We start from the raw sequence: 19,414 nt of genomic DNA on the forward strand, positions 1-19,414 counted from the left end.
TCTTAGTTTATTTAATTTTTATTGGATAATTTTAAGCCTTAGCTTTTTCCATCTCACTCACAAAGCGATCAAACAACACAGCGCAATCATGCGGACCAGGGCTTGCTTCTGGGTGTCCTTGGAAACTAAAGGCTGAGTGATCGGTCAGCTCGATGCCTTGGTTTGAACCATCGAATAATGAACGATGTGTCACACGCACGTTGCTAGGCAGGCTATCTTCATCCACACAGAAACCATGGTTTTGGCTGGTGATCATCACTGTACCATCGATGATGTTTTGTACAGGATGGTTGGCGCCATGATGACCAAATTTCATCTTGATGGTTTGTGCGCCACTTGCCAAAGCCAACAACTGATGACCCAAACAAATGCCAAATACAGGAATTTCCGTATTAGTAATCACATGACGAATCGCATCGATAGCATAAGTACATGGTTCTGGATCGCCAGGACCATTAGATAGGAAGATACCATCTGGGTTATGTTTTAGAACTTCATCAATCGGTGTGGTCGCAGGCACTACCGTCACATGACAGCCGCGATCGGCGAGCATTCTAAGGATGTTCGTCTTAACACCAAAGTCATATGCCACGATATTAAAGCGCTGCTCAATATCCGTACCAATCTTGGCAAAACGACCGCCAGTCTCAGTGGTCTTGGCATTTCGACCGTCGTGCGCCAGCTCCCATGAACCCTCTGTCCACTCATAGCCGTCTTGGTCGCAGCATACTTTTGCCAGATCCAAACCCTTCATGCTTGGTGCATTTTTTGCCAGTTCGATTGCCTTTTGTTCGTCAATCTCGCCATTAGCATCAGCTGTTAGGATACAGCCGTTTTGGGCGCCGGTATTACGAAGTAGTGCGGTTAGACGACGCGTATCGATGTCACCAATCGCCACCACGCCGTGTGAGATTAGGTATTCGCTTAATGACTGATCAGCACGGAAGTTACTGTGCAGTAGTGGCAGATCACGGATGATCAGACCGCTCGCCCACACCTTATGAATGCGACCCGATTCGCTGTCTTCGCTGTTGCAGCCTGTGTTACCGATGTGCGGATAGGTCAAGGTGACCATCTGATTGGCATAGCTTGGGTCGGTTAGAATTTCTTGATAGCCTGTCATGGCGGTGTTAAAGACAACTTCACCTGTCGTCTGACCGTCTGCACCGATGCTTACACCACGAAAAATGGTTCCGTCAGCTAAGGCTAAAATGGCTTTTTTTGTTGTCATGACACGCTCCGAACATGAATGGTGTGAGATTACTTGTTATAAAAATTTGAAATGAGGTGAGTGCAAGATGGGGCAAATTTTAGACAAAATTTTTTGGCAAATACGCCACACTTTATCAAATCATACACCCACAAAAAAGCGAACAACTTAGAAAAATCAAATAACTTAACTTGCAAGATAGGCAAAATTTAAGTTATCTTTTTTCATGGTCGCTCGCTTTGGCACAGATTTGAGTTATTATACATAACTTTACAAAAAATGGCTAGCGCTTTTTGCATTTTTTGCCCTAGCCATTTTTATTTTGAAGATGATTTGCCTAAGTCGGATTTCGTCTGTTGTATTGTATGGAATTATACAACGACAGCGCGATGAATGCCACACCAATCAGACCTGTTACGATCTCAGGCACGTGGAATTTAGTTGATAACAGCATGATGATCGCCAGCGCACCGATGGCATAATGCGCACCGTGTTCTAGATAGACGAATTCACTCAGTGTGCCTTTGTCCACTAGATAAATCGTCATCGAACGCACGAACATCGCGCCAATGGCAAGGCCGATCATGATGATCACAACATCGTTAGTGATGGCAAATGCGCCAATCACCCCATCAAAACTAAAAGACGCATCCAGCACTTCTAGATACATAAAGCCTGCGATACCACCCTTTAGGATGGTTGGTGACACACCTGCGGTGTTGGCGATAGGATTGCCCTTAGCGTCATACACGATCTCGTCAGGATTGCTCTCACCTTCTAGCAGCGCTGATAGCACGCTTACGCCTAGATATACCAAGATACCCCAGATCCCTGCGACCAGAACGACACTCTCTTTGGCTTCATCCACCCAGCTCATCGAAATCATGAGTACAACCAATGCGACAAACACACTCATCGCATCCACCTTGCTAAACTTCACCAATCGTGACTCTAGCCAACTAAACCAATGAACTTCTTTATCACCGAACATGAATTTTAGGAACACTAACAACAAGAACATCCCACCAAACGCAGAAATCTCCGCATGATGCGCGTTCAGATGCTCAGAATATTTGGTAGGATTGTTAAGCGCCAAATCAATCACTTCAAGCATGCTTAGATTGGCAGTCACCGCCACGATGACGATGGGAAATACCAAGCGCATGCCAAATACCGCAATCAACATCCCAACGGTTAAGAAAATCTTTTTCCAAAAATCATTCCAGCCCTTTAGGATAGAAGCATTTACCACGGCGTTATCAAAAGACAGTGACACTTCCATAACCGCCAAAATCGCGGTCACGCCCAGCGCCACGAGCATGCCTGACATACCGCCACGCGAATAACCCCACCACGCAGCGATAAAGAAACACACAATCGTAAAAATAATATCAAATAAAAAATGTCGCATATCAGACCTTATGCCAAATTTTCGTTTAGGCATACGAAGAAAACCAATAATCGTTTGATTATTGGTTTTTAATATGGTGGGGACGGAGAGACTCGAACTCTCACACCTCGCGGCGCTGGAACCTAAATCCAGTGCGTCTACCAATTCCGCCACGTCCCCAAGTTGTCTATCTAGACCATCTGTCGATGTCGTCTTGATGGGCGTATTATATACGACTTTTAAAATTTGGCAAGTATTTTTTGCTAAAAATTTTAAAAATTTTATAAGTTATTGATTTAAAATATCTTTTGAATTAATAAATTTCACCCCAACGCCCGTCATGTCCGCCATCGCCTTATCCAGCGAGCCGTTAATATCAATCGGGGCGGTAGCGTCTGTGATGACCGTACAATCAAACCCAAACGCTACAGCATCTATCGCTGTCCACGCCACACAAAAATCAGTGGCAATGCCTACTACATACACGCTGTCTATGCCCCGCTCATTCAGATAGCCCGCCAGCCCCGTTTTGGTCGCCCTATCAGCTTCCATAAATGCCGAATAGCTGTCTATGTGGCGATGATAGCCTTTGCGAATGATGAGTTCGGCTTTATCAGCTTGTAGGTCAGCATGAAAATCAGCGTCCGATGTGCCTTGCACACAGTGAGCATTCCACAGAACCTGCGTACCATAGGGTAGCTCTATCGTGTCAAACGGGGCTTTGCCGTCATGATTTTGGTAAAATGAAATGTGGTCGGCAGGGTGATAATCTTGGGTCAAAATCACGGTATCAAAATGAGCAATCAAGCGGTTAATCGTGGGGATAATCATATGGCTGTTTGCCACCGCCAGATTGCCGCCAACAAAGCCATTTTGTACATCCACAACCAACAGAGCTTTCATAAACATTCCTTTATAACATCTCTTAAAACTTACCAATAATTCTCCACCGCAATATTACCTACCCCGCGGCGGTTCATCGTTAAGCCTTTGACTTTTAAAGCTTCCTTGGTGTCATCTACCATCTGTGGATTACCGCAGAGCATCACATGTGAAGTCTCTGGGCTTAGCGGTATGGTGGCATGATTTTCTAACTCGCCATTTGCGATCAGCGTAGGCAGTCTGTCATGCAGGCAGTCAGCCAAATCTTCACGAGTCACGATGGGAATAAAGTGAAAACGCGCCGCATTCTCTACAAGCTCACCAAAGCCTGCCTGAAGTTCTTGAATCTTATCTATATAAGCCAGTTCTGCCTGTGTTCGCGCGCTGTATGCCAATACGATGTCGTCATAATTCTGCCAAGTATCAAGATCACCAAGCATCGATAAAAAAGGCGCAAGCCCTGTGCCTGTGGCAAGTAGCCATAGATCTTTTGGGGCAGGCTCTTGATAGCGGGCAAGGGTCAAAAAACCAAAAGGCTCGGGGTTTAAGTATAGCGCATCGCCGACTTGTAGGTGTTGTAATTGACAGGTAAACGCCCCATCGGGCACGACCACAGAGAAGAATTCTAAATGCTCATCATAAGGGGATGACACCACCGAGTAAGCACGAAAAATCTTGGCACTGATGGCAGGCTTGGGCTGATTGGCATTCGCAATCAATTCATCAGGAGCTACGCCCAAACGCACAAACTGCCCAGCATCGAAACGAAATCCATCCGGGCGTGTCGTGGTGAAGCTAAATAGCGTGGGCGACCAGACGGTCTTAGAGAGTACTTTGATGGGTGTGGCGTTTTGATCGGACATTGTTATTCTCTTTATGATTGATATAGTTGTCTTAAGTTCGATTTTAATTGTAACAACTTTATATAAAAAAACAAGTGCCCAACAGGACACTTGTTTCATACATTAATCAACGACGTACCTTATTGAATGATCGCAAGCCCTGCCAAATTCATCAAACCATTTGGCAAAATACCAAAGAAAATGATAAGCGCAGTGACAACGAGCAGCATGATGCCCCCCGCTTTAATACCCCATTCGTGATGCACGTCAAATTCCAGATGCGCTTTGGGTCTTTGATACAGCTGGGTCAGTACGCGTAGATAATATGACAGACCAATCGCACTGCCTAAGATCACAAACAATGCCGCCCAGAAGCGCATGCCTTGTACTGATGAGAAGATGATCATGAACTTCGTCATGAATCCTGCGGTCAATGGAATACCCGCCAATGACAGCAACATCATGGTCAAGACAGCCGTCAAGACAGGTCTGCGCCAGAATAACCCTTGATAAAACCTTAGATCATCCGCCTCGCCCGAGATAGACGTCCGCCCACGCTCTTTATAAGGGCTCGACATCAAGGTAATCACACCAAAGGCACCGATAGAAGTCAGTGCATACACCGCCATGTACATACTAATCACGCCAGCACTGCCCGCACCAACACTGAGCAGTGCAACCAAGGCATAACCAATGTGCGCGACCGAAGAATAAGCAAGCAGTCGCTTAAGGTTCGTTTGGCGAATGGCAAGCAAGTTACCCAGCAAGATCGACGCAGCAATGATCAATATCAGCACCCCATAGAATGCATTGAGTTCTGTAATCATGGTGGTCGTCAAGAAGCGGATCGCCAATGCCATCATGGCAACCTTACTCACGCTCGCCAAGAATGCCGCCACAGGTGCAGGCGCACCCTCATAGACGTCAGACACCCACGCATGAAATGGCGCGGCTGACAGCTTAAAGGCGATTGCCGCCACCATCATGATCGCACCGAGTGCAAACCACATGCTTGCCTGACCATGCACAAGTGCCAACCCAAGCTCTTTAAAGCCCAATACACCAGTATCAGCAAAGATAAATGCCATGCCCATAAGCAGTGTGGCGGACGCTGTGGCGGACAAGACCAGATACTTAAGACCAGACTCCAACGAACGCGAACGCATGAACGCATAAGCCAGCATGCCATACATCGGCACGGATAGTAGTTCTAGCGCCATAAAGAACGATGCCAAATGCGTCGCACACGCCATCAACATTGCCCCAAGCGTGCTAATAAGCATGAGCAGATACAACTCATCTTTATTATCAGTTAGCGTCTGGAAGTAGCCATAAGCCAAAGTACAGCAAGCCAAAGATGCAATTAGAATGATCGCAATGTTAAATACAGCAAAGCCATCCACCACAAATAGCATATTCGATGCGCCACTTGGCAATACGCCAAATGCTTGCGCGATTAGGGTGATGAGTGCGGCATTTAGTCCGATTACCGTTAAGGTCGCCGACCAAAAATGCGAACGCTTGATTGCGATGGCAAGCATGACGATTACTGCCGTCAGCGCAATGATCACCATCGGCGCTAGAGACATTAAGGATTCGATTAGATGATTCATGAAATTTTCTCCTTAATTGCCATGCTTGCTGTGATGGTGTTCACCATGGCCGTGTTCATGATGCTCATGTCTATGCTGATGGTGATGTCCGTGATGGTGATGGCGTCCATGCACATGATCAGCGATGCCGTGCGGCGCGTTATGCTTGGCAGGCAGTTCATTGGCATACGCCTTAGCAATCCAGCTCATCGCAGAATCAGAGGTGTTTAGCACAGGCTGAGGATACAGGCCAAGCCAGACCAGACCAATGGCAAGTATGCTTAGTAGCGATAGCTCACGCTTACACAGATCTCTTAGGCGGCCACCGTTTTCTTTGGCTAATTTTGGTGCGGTATTCTCCCCAAAAAGTGCCTTATAAATCAAAATCAACGAATACAATCCGCCAAGCACAAGGCTAATTATCGCAAGCACCACAATCACAGGATACTGATCGAACGAACCAACCAAAATCAAAATCTCGCCGATAAAGTTGCCCGTACCAGGGATGCCAAGCAATGCCGCACAGAAGAACATCAGTAGCGGCGCAAAATAGCGAAATTGACCCCACATACCGCCCATCAGGTTCAGATCGCGCGTATGCAGACGCTCATACAGCTGACCCGCCATGATGAACAGTGCCGCACTAGATAAACCGTGAGCGAGCATTTGCACCATCAGGCCCTGTAGCGAGATGATATTGCCAGCATAAATGGCAAGCAGGACAAAGCCCATGTGTGAGATACTGGTATAGGCAAGCAGGCGCTTGATGTCAGTTTGGGCAAATGCCAAAAATGCCCCATAAAAAATCCCAATCGCCCCTAAAACTATCGCCACAGGGGCAAATTCAGCAGATGCGGTGGGAAATAACGGCAATACAAAACGCAGCAAACCAAACGCTGCCGTCTTAATCAAAATCCCCGCCAAGTCCACCGAACCTGCTGTTGGGGCTTGGGCGTGGGCATCAGGTAGCCAGCCATGTAACGGAAATACGGGCAATTTGACTGCAAAGCCGATAAAAAAGCACAGCATAATGGTATATTCCCATTTGCCCAAATCCAGTCCCAACAAATCATGATACGCAAAACTTAGCATGCCTGTTTGACTAAAATGAATGATGACCAGCATCAAGATACCGATGAGCATAATCAGCCCAGATGCTTGGGTATAGATAAAAAACTTCGTGGCGGCGTATTCTTTGGTCTTACCGCCTGTAGCATTATGTCCCCACAAGGCAATCAAAAAGTAAATCGGCAATAGCATGAGTTCCCAAAAGAAAAAGAAAAGGAACAAATCAATCGCCAAAAAGACACCGATGACACCGCCCAATGACCATAATAGGTTAAGATGGAAAAATCCCACTCGGCGGGTAATCTCGCCCCACGAACAGCCGACCGCCATAACACCCAAAAATGCCGTCAACGCAATCATGAGCAGCGACAAACCATCCATCGCCAGATGAAAGTTAATGCCCAAAGACGCAATCCAAGGCACAATAAACTCAGCCGCCCATGGTAATGGGCCGTCCTCGGCTGCATCATTTATTACGATAAGACTGCCAAAGTCTCCCTGTTGCCACAGTACCAAACTCACCCCAAATGTGGCAAGCATGGCAAATAACGCTATCCAACGTGGCAATTTGTCATTTACTTTTTCAATCAGCCAACACAAAAATCCCGCCACAAAAGGAATGGCAATCAATGTCGGCAAAAGCCAATTTTGTTCCATCATCTTATACCACCATCATTATTGCCAAAAGTAGCACAACTGCCAACCCCAAGCCGAAGCTCACCGCATGAGAGCCCAATCGCCCTGTTTGAGTTTTGGTCGTAAGCTTATTGCCCACGCTTGCCAATGCTGGCAAAATGTTCCAAAGTTTGTCCACGGGGTCGCCCTTTAGCAGCTTGCAAATCGTCAAGAACGGCTTAACAAAAACAATGTCATAAAGAGCGTCAAATCCAAGCCCATGATAGCACCAATAAGCACACGCCCCACCAAAGGCAGAATTTGTCCATTTTGTCAAAATCTTACCCTTGTCAAGCACATACAAAAAGTAAGCTGCCGCCAAGCCAAGTGCGGTTACGCCCACAGCGATAAGCTCAGCAGTGTGCTTGCCGTCTGTTAGGGTACTAACCACACTCGCTGGCAAGACATTTGCCAAAGGCGGATGAATGAGTGCCCCAAGCCCTGTGGATAGCACCAGTAGCACCGCCAAAGGCAGGGCATAGCTGATACCAGATAGCTTCTCGCCATGCGTTTTTTCTTCCCCAAAGAACACGAGATAAATCAAACGGAAGGTATAAATTGACGTTAAGAACGCCCCGAATACGCCTGCCCAAAACAGACTCATGTGTCCTGTGGCATAAGTTTCCCACAAAATCGCTTCTTTTGAATAAAAGCCAACCGTTACAAAAGGCAAGGCAACCAACGCCCCACCACCAACGACAAACGACCAAAACACAAGGGGGATTTTTTTACGCAGACCGCCCATCTTAAAGATATTTTGCTCATGGTGTGTTGAGATAATCACCGCTCCACTGGCTAGGAATAGCAAGGCTTTAAAAAATGCGTGCGTCATCAAGTGAAAAATCGCCACTTGCCACGCCCCAACGCCCAAAGCAATGAACATATAGCCAAGCTGGCTCATGGTAGAGTAAGCAAGCACACGCTTAATGTCAGTCTGTGCCAACGCACAAAATCCCGCCACGAGCATAGACAACGCCCCCACACCACCGACCACATAAAGTAGCACGTCAGGGGTCAGCATAAAGACAGGGTGCATACGAGCAATCAGATACACCCCTGCCGTTACCATGGTAGCCGCGTGAATCAGAGCCGACACAGGCGTAGGGCCCGCCATCGCATCGGCAAGCCAAGTATGCAGTGGAATTTGAGCCGATTTACCAAACGCCCCACCCACAAGCATGAGAGCGGTCAGCACCATGGTAGGATTATTGACAGTAAACAGCTCGGGAGCTTTGGCGATGATAGTATGAATGTCTAGCGTGCCAAACTGTTGGTACAACAAAAACAGCCCAATCGCCAAAAACACATCGCCAACACGGGTTACGGTGAATGCCTTGATGGCCGCCCGTCCATTGGCTCGGTTTTGATAATAAAAACCAATAAGTAGGTATGAGCAGATACCCACGCCTTCCCAACCCAGATAGAGTAGGAGTAAGTTATCCGCTTGTACAAGCAATAACATACTTGCCACAAATAGATTTAGATAACTAAAAAAACGGGCATATCCTGTCTCGCCTTTCATATACCAACTGGCAAACAGATGAATCAAAAAGCCCACGCCTGTGATGATGGCGGTCATGGTCAAGGACAAACCATCCAACGCCAAGCCAAATTTTGGGGCAAAACCGCCCACCGAAAACCACGTCCACAGTGTCGTAAATACCGTCTTATCACTGCTGTTTGCCAGATAATCTATGCCCACAACTGCCGTGGTCAAGGCGGACAAACCCATGACTCCCACGCCGATTATCGTGGCAAGTTTTTCTGAAATTCTATCTCGCCCTGTGGCTAATATCAAAAAGCCAATCAAGGGGAAAATAAAGGTCAATGCTAACAAATTCATACCGCCCTACCCCTTTAACTTACTGGCATGATTGACATCAAGGCTTCTAAACCGATGATAAAACTGCAACAGTATGGCAAGCCCTATCGCCGCTTCTGCTGCCGCCAGTGTCAAGACAAAAATAAACATAATCTGCCCGTCTACCTTGCCCCACATATTACCCCCCACCACAAAGGCAAGGGCGGCGGAGTTCATCATAATCTCAAGGCTCATAAGCATAAACAGCACATTTCGTCTTGCCATGACCCCAACCAAGCCAATGACAAAGAGTATCGCCGAGACAATCAAGGCATGATGAGCAGGCACGCCAAGACTGGCAAGCTCTGCCGTTTGGGTTGCCGTTTGTAAAGAACTCATGATTTACCCCCTTGTTGTTGGCTAAATACAGGTGCATCAGGCTGGCGGTTTGGTGCATCATTATTTGGGTCATCTTGATAATGGCTCACGTTTTCATCATCTAGGGCTTTTTTACCCAAATGATACGCCGCCACCAACGCCCCAAGCAATAAAAATCCTGCCACTTCCACAAGCAAGACATATTGGGTAAATAGGCTGATGCCCACGTCCTTTACGCCAATGGTGTTATCTTGTAACATGGTGCTGCTCCCTGCGGTTAAAAACCCAACAAGCACACCACCGATGATGAGCGTCATACAAAACGGGGTTGCCCACGCATTGGCAGTCAGCCACGTCTTTTCTTCTGTCGTATCCGTGCCTAAGTTTAACATCATAATGACAAACACAAATAAGACCAAAATCGCCCCAGCATAGACAATCATTTCAAGCACGCCTGCAAATGGGGCTCCAATGATAAAGAAAACCCCTGCCACCGCCAGTAGGCTCACTATCATGGATAAAATGGCATGGACGGGATTGGCGTGCGTAACCACCCTTAGGCTTGCCCAAATCGCCACCAGCGATAAAGCATAAAAGCCCACCGCATCGCCATTTGCCAAAAACGCCTTTAACACATCAATCATGGCAACAAACTCCGTACATTGACAGGCTCTGCTTCACGCTCGTGCGACCCTTTGGGCTTATCGTCTGTTGCCATGCCTGTTACTCGATAATAATTATATTCTGGGTATTTGCCCACGCCACTAATCAGCAAATGCTCTTTTTCATAGACAAGATTTTGGCGGTTGTATTCGCCCAATTCAAAATCAGGGGTCAGCTGAATGGCGGTAGTCGGACAGGCTTCTTCACACATACCACAAAACACACAACGGCTAAAATTGATACGAAAGAATTCAGGATACCAACGACCGTCTTCACGCTCCGCCTTTTGTAGGCTAATACAGCCCACAGGACACGCCACCGCACATAGGTTGCAGGCCACACAGCGCTCATCACCGTCAGGGTCTCTTGTTAGTACAATTCGCCCACGAAAACGGGGTGGTACAGGTACAGGCTGTTCGGGGTACAAAATCGTGTCTCGTGGACGCAAGGCATGAGAATTTACCATCCACATAGAGCGTACAATGGTAAAAATGCCCACCGCCGTATTTTTTAAAGTTGCAAACATTTAATTCACCATCAAAATCACAAAAGCAGTCGCCAATAGGTTTAGCAAGGTTACAGGCAAACACACTTTCCAACCAAAATTCATCACTTGGTCATAGCGTGGACGCATGAGCGAGCCACGAGCCAACACAAATAAGGTCATAAAAAACAAGGTCTTAATCAAAAACCAAAACACAGGCGGAACAAAGGGTAGGTCTAGGTTAAAAGGAGCAAGCCAACCCCCAAAAAACAAGCAGGTCATCAAGGCACTAATCACCACGACATTGACATATTCGCCAATAAAAAACATACCAAATTTCATGCCTGAGTATTCCACATGATACCCTTCAGCAAGCTCTTGCTCGGCTTCTGGTTGGTCAAAGGGGTGTCTGTGCGTAACCGCCACGCCTGCCACCACAAAGGTCAAAAAGCCCAAAAACTGCGGAATGACGTTCCAGACGGTTGTTTGAGCTTCTACAATCTCACGCAAATTAAACGAGCCTGCCATCGCCACCACGCCCATGAGCGACAAGCCCAAAAACACCTCATAGCTAATCGTCTGAGCCGCCGAACGCAAACCGCCTAAGAGCGAGAACTTATTGGCACTTGCCCAACCGCCAAACATAACGGCATACACAGCAAGTCCTGCCATGGCAAAAAAGAACAAAATGCCAATGTTCCAATCCGCCGCCCCAAGCGTGGGCGATAGCGGAATAATGGCAAAACTTGCCAAAGCGGTAAACATGGCAATGGCAGGGGCGAGCGTAAACAGGCGTTTGTCGGCAAAATTGGGTGTCCAGTCTTCTTTAAAAAAGATTTTTAGCATATCCGCCACCAGTTGTAGCGACCCTTGCCAGCCCACACGGTTTGGACCATAGCGGTCTTGCCACAGGGCAAGCATACGCCGTTCATAGACAATCATGAGTGCTGCCGTGATGACTAGCCCCAAAAAGATAATCAAGGTCTGGACGGTCATAAAAATAAGCGACCACCACTCAAACGACAAACCGCCAAGCCATGACGGCACATCAGGAATCACACGAATACTCATTTATGCCCCCACTTGCATTGCTAACGGTGCGTTATTAAACCCAGCTTTTGGCGTAAAGATATTTTCACGCCTGATGGTTGCCAAATTTGCCACGCTTTTTTGATACTCAGGCACATAGACAGGCGTGTCGGTCTCCGCCTTTTTGACGGTTGTCGGCACACCGACCATAAACGGCACAAGCCCGTCAGGATAGCCGATACAGCCGTCCGCCACATAGTCCGCCACGTCCACAGGCAGGGTAATCTCCACCCCATGCTGGGCAAGGGTTAGCTTATCGCCTGCCTTGATAATCCAGCGCTTGGCATCATCATCGCTGATTGTCCATGTGGCAGGCTTGATTTGACTTGCCACCACAGGGCTACGGCTTGCCATGCGTGAGCTTGCAAATAGATTATGCACAGGCACAACGACCGCACGACCGTCAAAAATGCTCGTGCTTATCATGCTGTCAAGCTCGGCTTTGTCAAATACCTTCTCAACTTTTGGCAAGCCATCAAACAGACGAATGCCGACATCTCCGCCTTTTAGCCGTCCGCCCACTTTGTCTTGGAGTTTGTTCCATGCTTGGGGCGAGTTCCAGCCTGCACTCCACGCAAATGGGATAAGGCTTGGGTCAGTCTTATCGCCCACATAGCCTTCCATGGAGAACGTCAAACCACTGTCTAAGTCCTTAGGTTGCATGGGTTCGTGGATAGAAATGGGCGAGCGTAACACCGTCCGCCCCGAATAACGGCGTGGCTCACGGGCGACTTTTAGCCCTGTAATGCGATAATCCGACTCAGGGGCAACGTCTTTGATTTGGGCAAGGTGTGGATAATCGGTGATAAGCTCATCAATGACATCATCAAGATGATACCATGTTGGCTCATCATTGCCATTTGTCAAACTGTTGCCAGATAAGGCATTAGCGACAGCGTGTAGCCAACGCCAACTGTCTTTTAGCTCGCTGTTTGGCTCATAGTATTTTTTGTCAAAACTGGCGAAAAACCGCCCTGCTCGCCCTTCGGCAGACACAAGCGTACCGTCGCTTTCTGCAAATGACGCACCAGATAGCACCATGTCAGCTTTGGTGTGCCAGTCGTAAGACTGGTGATCTAGGACGATGAGCGTTTTTTCGGTCAATTTGTCAAATTGACTTGGGGCAAGGTTGGCTAAGTCATGTTCTAGCACCACCACCGCCTCAAATTCTTTTGCCAAAATCTCCTCTATCGCCTGTCCGCCAAGCAAGTTTACGCCCACGCTGTTCGCCTCTGACATGGCAACGTACACGCCTGTTTTGTCGGCATATAGAGCATTTATTTTTAATAAACGGGATGACAGCTCTTTTTCAAACTCATTGGGGTCTCGCTCTGTGGTGTGTGCGCCGTCCGTTTTGGCATCTTTATCAGGGTCAATGAATTGACGAGCCACTTCATCACGGATTTTGGCGTTTTGCACTTCCACAAATTCACGCTCCACATGGGCGATTTTGGCACGTTTGGCGGTCAAGGTTTGGGCAATATAGCCTGTCGCTTGTACGATTGCTTTTGATGACAAGCTGGTGCCTGTGATAACAAGTGGACGGTTCGCCATAATCAAATCATAAGCGATATGATGAGCCAAAAACTCCATTGCCATGTTCTCATCTATCACAAGATTTGGCTCTTGTTCTTTGGCAAAAATGGCGTTCTCACTTTTGCCAATCTCATCTAGCGTATCGGCATAGCCCTTGATGATGTCGCCCACCATAAAGCCCAGTTTGGCGATGTCGTTTGGTGTGGCAACGGCAGACACTTTGGCGATGTCGGACAGCTTGGTATCCACCACGCTCGCCACATAAATGGGACTGTACGCCTCTTGCCCGATACGCTTGACAGGCTCAGCAAGCCAATACTCGGTTTTTAGGGCGGTTGCCATTTGGCGGGCCTTGTTTTTGGACGCTTGACGAACCGACAGGGCGACACGGCTTGCTGTTTGGGTCAAATCCTCACCCAACACAAAAACGCTATCTGCCGTCTCAATCTCTGCCAAAGACACATTATGCACATCTTTGTGGCGTAACAGCGCCACGGCCAAATCCACCACGTCTTTAACGAGTGCTCGCTCGCCTGTGCTGTAATAATCGCTTCCGACCAGTTTTTTTAGGGCAAAATTACTCTCCAAACTTGCCCGAGCCGAACCAATGCCGATGACGTTTTTGCCTTTTAATAACTCCGCCACGCTATCGACCGCAAGGCTTGCACTGGTTTTGACAAATTGACCGTTCACATTTTGCACAGGCTGGGTTGGGCGATCGCTACGATTGACATAGCCATAGCCAAAACGCCCACGGTCGCACAAAAAATAACCGTTTACGTCATGGTTATAGCGGTTTTCGATACGTCTAAGCTCGCCATAACGCTCGCCTGCCGAGATGTTACAACCGCTTGAACAGCCGTGGCAAATGCTTGGGGCGTATTGCATGTCCCATTTACGGTTATAGCGGTCAGAATGCGTTTTGTCGGTAAATACGCCAGTCGGACAAACTTCGGTCAAGTTACCACTAAATTCACTCTGTAACTGTCCGCTCTCTTCACGCCCAAAATAGACACGGTTATTTGACGCATACACCCCAAAATCCGTGCCACCTGCGTAATCCTTATAAAACCGCACACAGCGATAGCAAGCGATACAGCGATTCATCTCATGATTGATAAACGCTCCTAAGTCTTGGTTGTGGTGTGTGCGTTTGGTAAAGCGGTAACGGCGTTTTCTATGTCCGCTCATGTAGGTCATGTCTTGCAAATGACAATGACCACCCTCCTCACAAGTTGGGCAATCGTGGGGGTGGTTGGTCATCAAGTATTCCACAATGCTTTTGCGGAATGCCTTTGCCTCGGCATCGTCCACCGAAATCCAAGTATCGCTTTTTGGTGTGGGGGCAATCATACAGCTCATGACAAGCCTGCCACGTCCTGCCTGATAATCCTCCTCGCTCATGTACTGCTTGACCGCACATTGACGGCACGACCCCACCGAACCCAAGGCAGGATGATAACAAAAATACGGCACGTCAATGCCAAGCGACAGACACGCCTGCAATAGGTTGTCCGAGCCGTCCACGTCATAGGTTTTACCGTCTATATGAAGGATTGCCATGTTATGCCCCCACCTTGTTTTCTTGTGGCTCTGATTTACCCACTTTTGCCTCAAATTCATGACGGAAATAGCGTAACGCACTCATGAGTGGCTCCATCGCCCCTGGGGCATGGGCACAAAAGGTCTTGCCAAGCCATAAATCTCGTGTCAGCTCGGACAATTTGTCAATGTCGTCCGCTTGCCCTTGTCCGTTTTCCATCGCATCAAGGATTTTTACGCCCCACGGCAAGCCATCACGGCAAGGGGTACACCAACCGCACGATTCTCTTTGAAAAAACTGTTGTAAGTTTCTAGATAGGCTTACCATGTCTTGCGTTTCGTCCACCACCATCATAAGACACGTCCCAAGGCGTGAGCCTGCCTTCATAATCGGGTCAAAATCCATGACAAGGTCAAGGTGTTCATCGCTTGCCGTCAAAAAGTCGGTACTTGCTCCGCCAGGTAGCCACGCCTTTAAGGTTAAGCCGTCCTGCATACCGCCAGCAAGATCAATCAGCTCACGAGCAGTATAGCCAAATGGCACTTCCCACAGCCCTGCATCCTTGACACGACCGCTACACCCCATAATCTTAGTGCCAGGGGTAGTAGATTTGCCTTTGGCGTTTGGCAAGGATAAATACCACTCCACCCCATTTAACAAAATGGCAGGCATGTTGTTTAAGGTTTCAACGTTATTGACCACCGTTGGACGACCCCACGCCCCTGATACTTGGGGAAATGGCGGTTTGGTGCGTGGGTTGGCACGGCGACCCTCCAAACAGTTGATAAGAGCCGTCTCCTCGCCACAGATGTACCGCCCTGCCCCTGTGTGGACGTGCAATTTAAAGTTAAAATCCGTCCCCAAAATACCCTCGCCAAGCAAGTTATTGGCGATACATTCGTTAATGGCGTTTTGCAATCGTTCGGCGGCTAGGACATATTCGCCACGAATAAAGATATAGCCCACGCTCGCCCCAATGGCATAAGCGGTAATGAGCATACCCTCAATAAGCTGAAACGGAATCCGCTCCATAAGCAGACGGTCTTTAAACGTACCAGGCTCCATCTCATCGGCATTGCAAATCAAATAACGAACACCGCCATCAGGTGGGGTCATGAACGTCCATTTTAGCCCTGCGTTAAAGCCAGCCCCTCCACGCCCACGCACGTTGGCGGTTTTTATCATCTCGCCTACTTCTCTTGGGTCTTTGACTAGGGCGTTTTTTAGCCCTTTAAAGCCGTCTAAGGCTTCATAATCTGCCAATGTCAGCACTGCATCATGATGATACAGTCGCCATGTCAAAGGGTGCGTAAGCGAAGTCGGTGCTTGACCATCCGCCAGTCCCACGCCCCAGATTGGGGTTTTTTGGCGATTTAGTTGGCTTGGGGCCAGTCCGTTTTTACGAGCATTGATTTGCTCGGCGACATTTGGTTTATTCATGCGTATTGCTCCAACAATAGACCGACCTCAGACGGCAATACAGGTCCATAAGTATCCTCATCAATCAGCACACTCGCCCCCTTATCGCAGTTGCCAAGACAGCAAATGGGAAGCAGGGTAAAACGACCGTCTTTTGTGGTTTGCCCATAATCGATGCCAAGCTCACGCTTAAAAGCGTCCGCCAATGCCTCATAGCCGTTCAGATAGCAAGCGATAGAATCGCAAATCAAAATCACATGGCGACCGACTGGCATCCGATAGATGCGGTTAAAAAATGTCGCCACGCCCTCCACGTCCGCCACAGGCATGGACAGCATATGGGCTATGGCGTGGACTTGGGCGTCGTCCACCCAGCCGTTACGTTTTTGGACGAGTTTTAGGGCATCAAGCACCGCCGCCCTCGGTTGTGGGTAGTGATGAATATGATGATGAATGCCGTCAATTTCTTGGGGTGTTAAAATGGCGTGAATGTTAACTTTGGGGGTTTTGTCGGTTACTATTTTCATAAAAGACCCTTTTTATGAACAGCTTGCGAAGCTGGCTACATCTGCTAGCTAAATTCGTGTATTGTAACATAAACTTACACAGTGTTGCGTTCAAATTTTACACAAAGTTACCGTGCAAAATTTTGTGTAAGTATTTAGTAAGAATTATTCTTATTTTGCCACCGTCCACCGTGCCATATCCTTTTGCCCAAAGGGACAGTAAAACTTGCTGTAAAAAACACAACTCACATTTTAAGGGCGGGGGATATTGCCTTGTTTTGTGGGATAACCCACTGCATACAAAATGCCAATGCTGACACACATCGCTTGATTGATGCCACTTGTGCTACCCAAAGTATGTCAGGGGCATTTTTGGTCAATCAAGTTGGCAGCCAGACCGATTGCACAATGCTGTGCTTAAATTTTTATGCCGACAAACACAGTAACTTATTGGCAAATCTGCCAGATTTTTTTATTGTAACCTTAAATGAACAAACACTGCATCCGTTGGTAAAGTTAATGAGTGATGAAGCTCAAAACCCCAATCAAATTGGCAATGCGTTTTTGGTGGATAATTTAGCCCAATCAATACTGGTATGTGTGTTGCGTGCTTTGCCTAATGAAAAATTAGGTGGTGTATTAAAGGCACATCAGCACCCTAGGCTGTCAGAATTGATTACCCAAATTGCCATTGAGACAGGGTTTGGCCCACAAACCCATTTTAATCGTGCATTTAAAGCACATTATGGCGTATCTCCAAGCACTTATCGCCTAACGCCAATATCAATGCAATAACATCAAAATAACAAAAGCCATTTAAAACAAACAAATGATACGCCACTAATACGATGATAATGCCAACTGCACCGCACGCTGTATCACAGGGTCGTTTTTGGCGACATTGACATCGGTGGGGAGCGTAAAGTTTGGTGGATTTGCCACCAGTACATCAGGCTGTGTGCCACGGATAGCATTCATCGTGCCGTCTGGGGCAATCCCAAGCTGTTTGGCATAGCGGATAGCAAAATGGGTGTTGGGCAAAATCGCAATCATTGGGTCAGTGCCTACGCCATCGCCACGAGTGGGCGTCCCCACCAAAGTGGCAAACTGTGTGTATTTTGCAAAAATCGCCAAAGTTTCTGCCGAACTGTACACATCGTTGTCCACCAATAGATAAATTTTACCACCAAACCCAATGCCGTCTGGGTCCATATCCACACGCAAAGGCTGAATTTCTTGATAGGCAAATGTATCCAAAATCCGTGCCAAATCTGCCGACACAGGCAACGCCTTTGCCACCTGCGTGCGGTCAATGTCGGTCATCGTGGGGCGAGTGGCTTTGTAGGCGTCCATGTGCGTGCCTTGTTTAAAAAAGCTATACAAATCAAGCGATAAGGGGCGAGCTGTGATGGCAGGCAACAAAAACTGCGTCCAATAGCGAGTATCGCCCCCTGCATTGGTGCGAATATCTATAATCAAAGCAGGATAATGCTTGATTTTTTGCAAATAACTCATCACAGCGTGGCGTTCGTCCGTATCCAACAGGCTTACATGGGTCAGCTCACGCACCGACAAATAGCCCACCTGATTGGGCACGACATCAAAAAAATGTACATTGGCAGGTGGGGTGATTTGGGCATCAATTTTGGCAATTTTATCACGGCGTGCTTGTTCTTCTTGGGATTTGGTCATACCAATTTCGGTGGCATAGGCTTGTTGCAAGCGTTTATCACGAGTCAAATGGGTATAAATCTGCCAGCGATAATCGTCGTGCTTGCTTTGACTATAAATGCCAATGGCGTATTGCACATCGGCTTTGGTCATCATATGGGTGTGTTCGTTGTCCAATTTGGCAAGCACATCGTTTAACAAAAAGAAAAACTCAGTGGGATTTTTTGCCTGCATAATATGGGCTTTGTGCTTTTCATAATCAGCAACAAAATCATAGCCTGCGGCGTTTTTTTGTGCTTGCAATAAGGGATATTCTTGCTTGATTAAATCGAACACATAGTCAAAATCTTCTGCTTTTTGTACATCAAAGGGCTTGGGATTGGGTTTGGGGGCTGGGTCATAAAATACCCAAGCGGTGAGTGCCAATAATGTAATGATTAGGGGCAAGACAATGGCTTTTTTCATTTTTTTAACCGTTCAATATAAAATACTGGTTTATAATAAGTCACGCAGTGAACTTATTACCCCAAAACAGGCAAATGCCAATAACACCACCACCGATAGTATCATACTTATTTTGATAAAGATGCCATTGGCAATTTTGGCAAACAAATAAGCGTATAATAACAACAGGCCATAATCCAATACCACCCAAGTCAAAGTTA

General features: G+C 47.4%; 16 protein-coding genes and 1 tRNA gene. 1 reads left to right on the forward strand and 16 read right to left on the reverse strand.

Features of this window, described 5'->3' with window-relative positions:
• Positions 1-31: 31 nt before the first annotated feature.
• The 15 genes from carA to nuoE form a co-directional block, all read right to left on the reverse strand.
• Positions 32-1,231, reverse strand: a complete 1,200-nt coding sequence (carA, locus tag AAX10_RS06225; RefSeq protein WP_046700149.1) for a glutamine-hydrolyzing carbamoyl-phosphate synthase small subunit — start codon at positions 1,229-1,231, stop codon at positions 32-34.
• Between the two features lie 316 nt (positions 1,232-1,547).
• Positions 1,548-2,621: a DUF475 domain-containing protein gene (locus tag AAX10_RS06230; RefSeq protein WP_046700150.1), complete on the reverse strand. Its 1,074-nt coding sequence runs from the start codon at positions 2,619-2,621 to the stop codon at positions 1,548-1,550.
• A 74-nt stretch (positions 2,622-2,695) separates the two neighbouring features.
• Positions 2,696-2,780, reverse strand: a tRNA-Leu gene (locus tag AAX10_RS06235).
• 108 nt (positions 2,781-2,888) lie between these two features.
• Positions 2,889-3,503: a nicotinamidase gene (locus tag AAX10_RS06240; RefSeq protein WP_046700151.1), complete on the reverse strand. Its 615-nt coding sequence runs from the start codon at positions 3,501-3,503 to the stop codon at positions 2,889-2,891.
• Positions 3,504-3,532: 29 nt separating this feature from the next.
• Positions 3,533-4,345, reverse strand: coding sequence for a ferredoxin--NADP reductase (locus tag AAX10_RS06245; protein ID WP_046700152.1), 813 nt, complete (start codon positions 4,343-4,345; stop codon positions 3,533-3,535).
• Positions 4,346-4,464: 119 nt separating this feature from the next.
• Positions 4,465-5,937: an NADH-quinone oxidoreductase subunit N gene (locus AAX10_RS06250; RefSeq protein WP_046700153.1), complete on the reverse strand. Its 1,473-nt coding sequence runs from the start codon at positions 5,935-5,937 to the stop codon at positions 4,465-4,467.
• A gap of 12 nt (positions 5,938-5,949) precedes the next feature.
• Positions 5,950-7,641, reverse strand: coding sequence for an NADH-quinone oxidoreductase subunit M (gene nuoM / locus AAX10_RS06255; protein ID WP_193550995.1), 1,692 nt, complete (start codon positions 7,639-7,641; stop codon positions 5,950-5,952).
• A gap of 4 nt (positions 7,642-7,645) precedes the next feature.
• Entirely contained in the window at positions 7,646-9,502 is a 1,857-nt protein-coding gene (gene nuoL / locus AAX10_RS06260; protein ID WP_046700154.1) for an NADH-quinone oxidoreductase subunit L, read from the reverse strand.
• 6 nt (positions 9,503-9,508) lie between these two features.
• Positions 9,509-9,859 (reverse strand): NADH-quinone oxidoreductase subunit NuoK, encoded by a 351-nt coding sequence (gene nuoK / locus AAX10_RS06265; RefSeq protein WP_046700155.1) that lies wholly within the window; start codon positions 9,857-9,859, stop codon positions 9,509-9,511.
• The gene (gene nuoJ, locus AAX10_RS06270; protein WP_080947079.1) at positions 9,856-10,482 is read right to left on the reverse strand and encodes an NADH-quinone oxidoreductase subunit J; all 627 of its coding nucleotides are present in this window, start codon (positions 10,480-10,482) and stop codon (positions 9,856-9,858) included. Before nuoJ ends, nuoK begins: the two co-directional genes overlap by 4 nt.
• A complete protein-coding gene (nuoI, locus tag AAX10_RS06275) occupies positions 10,479-11,027 on the reverse strand; it encodes an NADH-quinone oxidoreductase subunit NuoI (RefSeq protein WP_029102048.1) in 549 nt (182 codons plus the stop codon). Before nuoI ends, nuoJ begins: the two co-directional genes overlap by 4 nt.
• Positions 11,028-12,056, reverse strand: coding sequence for an NADH-quinone oxidoreductase subunit NuoH (nuoH, locus tag AAX10_RS06280; RefSeq protein WP_046700156.1), 1,029 nt, complete (start codon positions 12,054-12,056; stop codon positions 11,028-11,030).
• Positions 12,057-15,173: an NADH-quinone oxidoreductase subunit NuoG gene (gene nuoG / locus AAX10_RS06285; protein WP_046700157.1), complete on the reverse strand. Its 3,117-nt coding sequence runs from the start codon at positions 15,171-15,173 to the stop codon at positions 12,057-12,059. It lies immediately after the preceding gene.
• Between the two features lies 1 nt (position 15,174).
• Positions 15,175-16,593 (reverse strand): NADH-quinone oxidoreductase subunit NuoF, encoded by a 1,419-nt coding sequence (nuoF, locus tag AAX10_RS06290; RefSeq protein ID WP_046700158.1) that lies wholly within the window; start codon positions 16,591-16,593, stop codon positions 15,175-15,177.
• Positions 16,590-17,099 carry an NADH-quinone oxidoreductase subunit NuoE gene (gene nuoE, locus AAX10_RS06295; RefSeq protein ID WP_036366140.1) on the reverse strand — a complete coding sequence of 170 codons (510 nt, stop codon included), beginning with the start codon at positions 17,097-17,099 and terminating at the stop codon, positions 16,590-16,592. Before nuoE ends, nuoF begins: the two co-directional genes overlap by 4 nt.
• Positions 17,100-17,282: 183 nt before the next feature.
• Here nuoE and AAX10_RS06300 point away from each other — a divergent pair, with 183 nt between their 5' ends.
• Positions 17,283-17,873, forward strand: coding sequence for an AraC family transcriptional regulator (locus tag AAX10_RS06300; RefSeq protein WP_080947080.1), 591 nt, complete (start codon positions 17,283-17,285; stop codon positions 17,871-17,873).
• Positions 17,874-17,918: 45 nt separating this feature from the next.
• On the opposite strand, the gene AAX10_RS06305 is transcribed toward AAX10_RS06300, so the two are convergent.
• Positions 17,919-19,214 (reverse strand): S41 family peptidase, encoded by a 1,296-nt coding sequence (locus AAX10_RS06305; protein WP_046700160.1) that lies wholly within the window; start codon positions 19,212-19,214, stop codon positions 17,919-17,921.
• Positions 19,215-19,414: the final 200 nt, after the last annotated feature.

The organism is Moraxella bovoculi, from assembly GCF_000988745.2.
Taxonomy (GTDB): Bacteria; Pseudomonadota; Gammaproteobacteria; order Pseudomonadales; family Moraxellaceae; genus Moraxella; species Moraxella bovoculi.

Excerpts from the sequence above, each read along its gene's own strand:
- carA (WP_046700149.1), bottom strand. The coding sequence starts at position 1,231 with ATGACAACAAAAAAAGCCATTTTAGCCTTAGCTGACGGAACCATTTTT.
- AAX10_RS06230 (WP_046700150.1), bottom strand. The coding sequence starts at position 2,621 with ATGCGACATTTTTTATTTGATATTATTTTTACGATTGTGTGTTTCTTT.
- AAX10_RS06240 (WP_046700151.1), bottom strand. The coding sequence starts at position 3,503 with ATGAAAGCTCTGTTGGTTGTGGATGTACAAAATGGCTTTGTTGGCGGC.
- AAX10_RS06245 (WP_046700152.1), bottom strand. The coding sequence starts at position 4,345 with ATGTCCGATCAAAACGCCACACCCATCAAAGTACTCTCTAAGACCGTC.
- AAX10_RS06250 (WP_046700153.1), bottom strand. The coding sequence starts at position 5,937 with ATGAATCATCTAATCGAATCCTTAATGTCTCTAGCGCCGATGGTGATC.
- nuoM (WP_193550995.1), bottom strand. The coding sequence starts at position 7,641 with ATGGAACAAAATTGGCTTTTGCCGACATTGATTGCCATTCCTTTTGTG.
- nuoL (WP_046700154.1), bottom strand. The coding sequence starts at position 9,502 with ATGAATTTGTTAGCATTGACCTTTATTTTCCCCTTGATTGGCTTTTTG.
- nuoK (WP_046700155.1), bottom strand. The coding sequence starts at position 9,859 with ATGAGTTCTTTACAAACGGCAACCCAAACGGCAGAGCTTGCCAGTCTT.
- nuoJ (WP_080947079.1), bottom strand. The coding sequence starts at position 10,482 with ATGATTGATGTGTTAAAGGCGTTTTTGGCAAATGGCGATGCGGTGGGC.
- nuoI (WP_029102048.1), bottom strand. The coding sequence starts at position 11,027 with ATGTTTGCAACTTTAAAAAATACGGCGGTGGGCATTTTTACCATTGTA.
- nuoH (WP_046700156.1), bottom strand. The coding sequence starts at position 12,056 with ATGAGTATTCGTGTGATTCCTGATGTGCCGTCATGGCTTGGCGGTTTG.
- nuoG (WP_046700157.1), bottom strand. The coding sequence starts at position 15,173 with ATGGCAATCCTTCATATAGACGGTAAAACCTATGACGTGGACGGCTCG.
- nuoF (WP_046700158.1), bottom strand. The coding sequence starts at position 16,593 with ATGAATAAACCAAATGTCGCCGAGCAAATCAATGCTCGTAAAAACGGA.
- nuoE (WP_036366140.1), bottom strand. The coding sequence starts at position 17,099 with ATGAAAATAGTAACCGACAAAACCCCCAAAGTTAACATTCACGCCATT.
- AAX10_RS06305 (WP_046700160.1), bottom strand. The coding sequence starts at position 19,214 with ATGAAAAAAGCCATTGTCTTGCCCCTAATCATTACATTATTGGCACTC.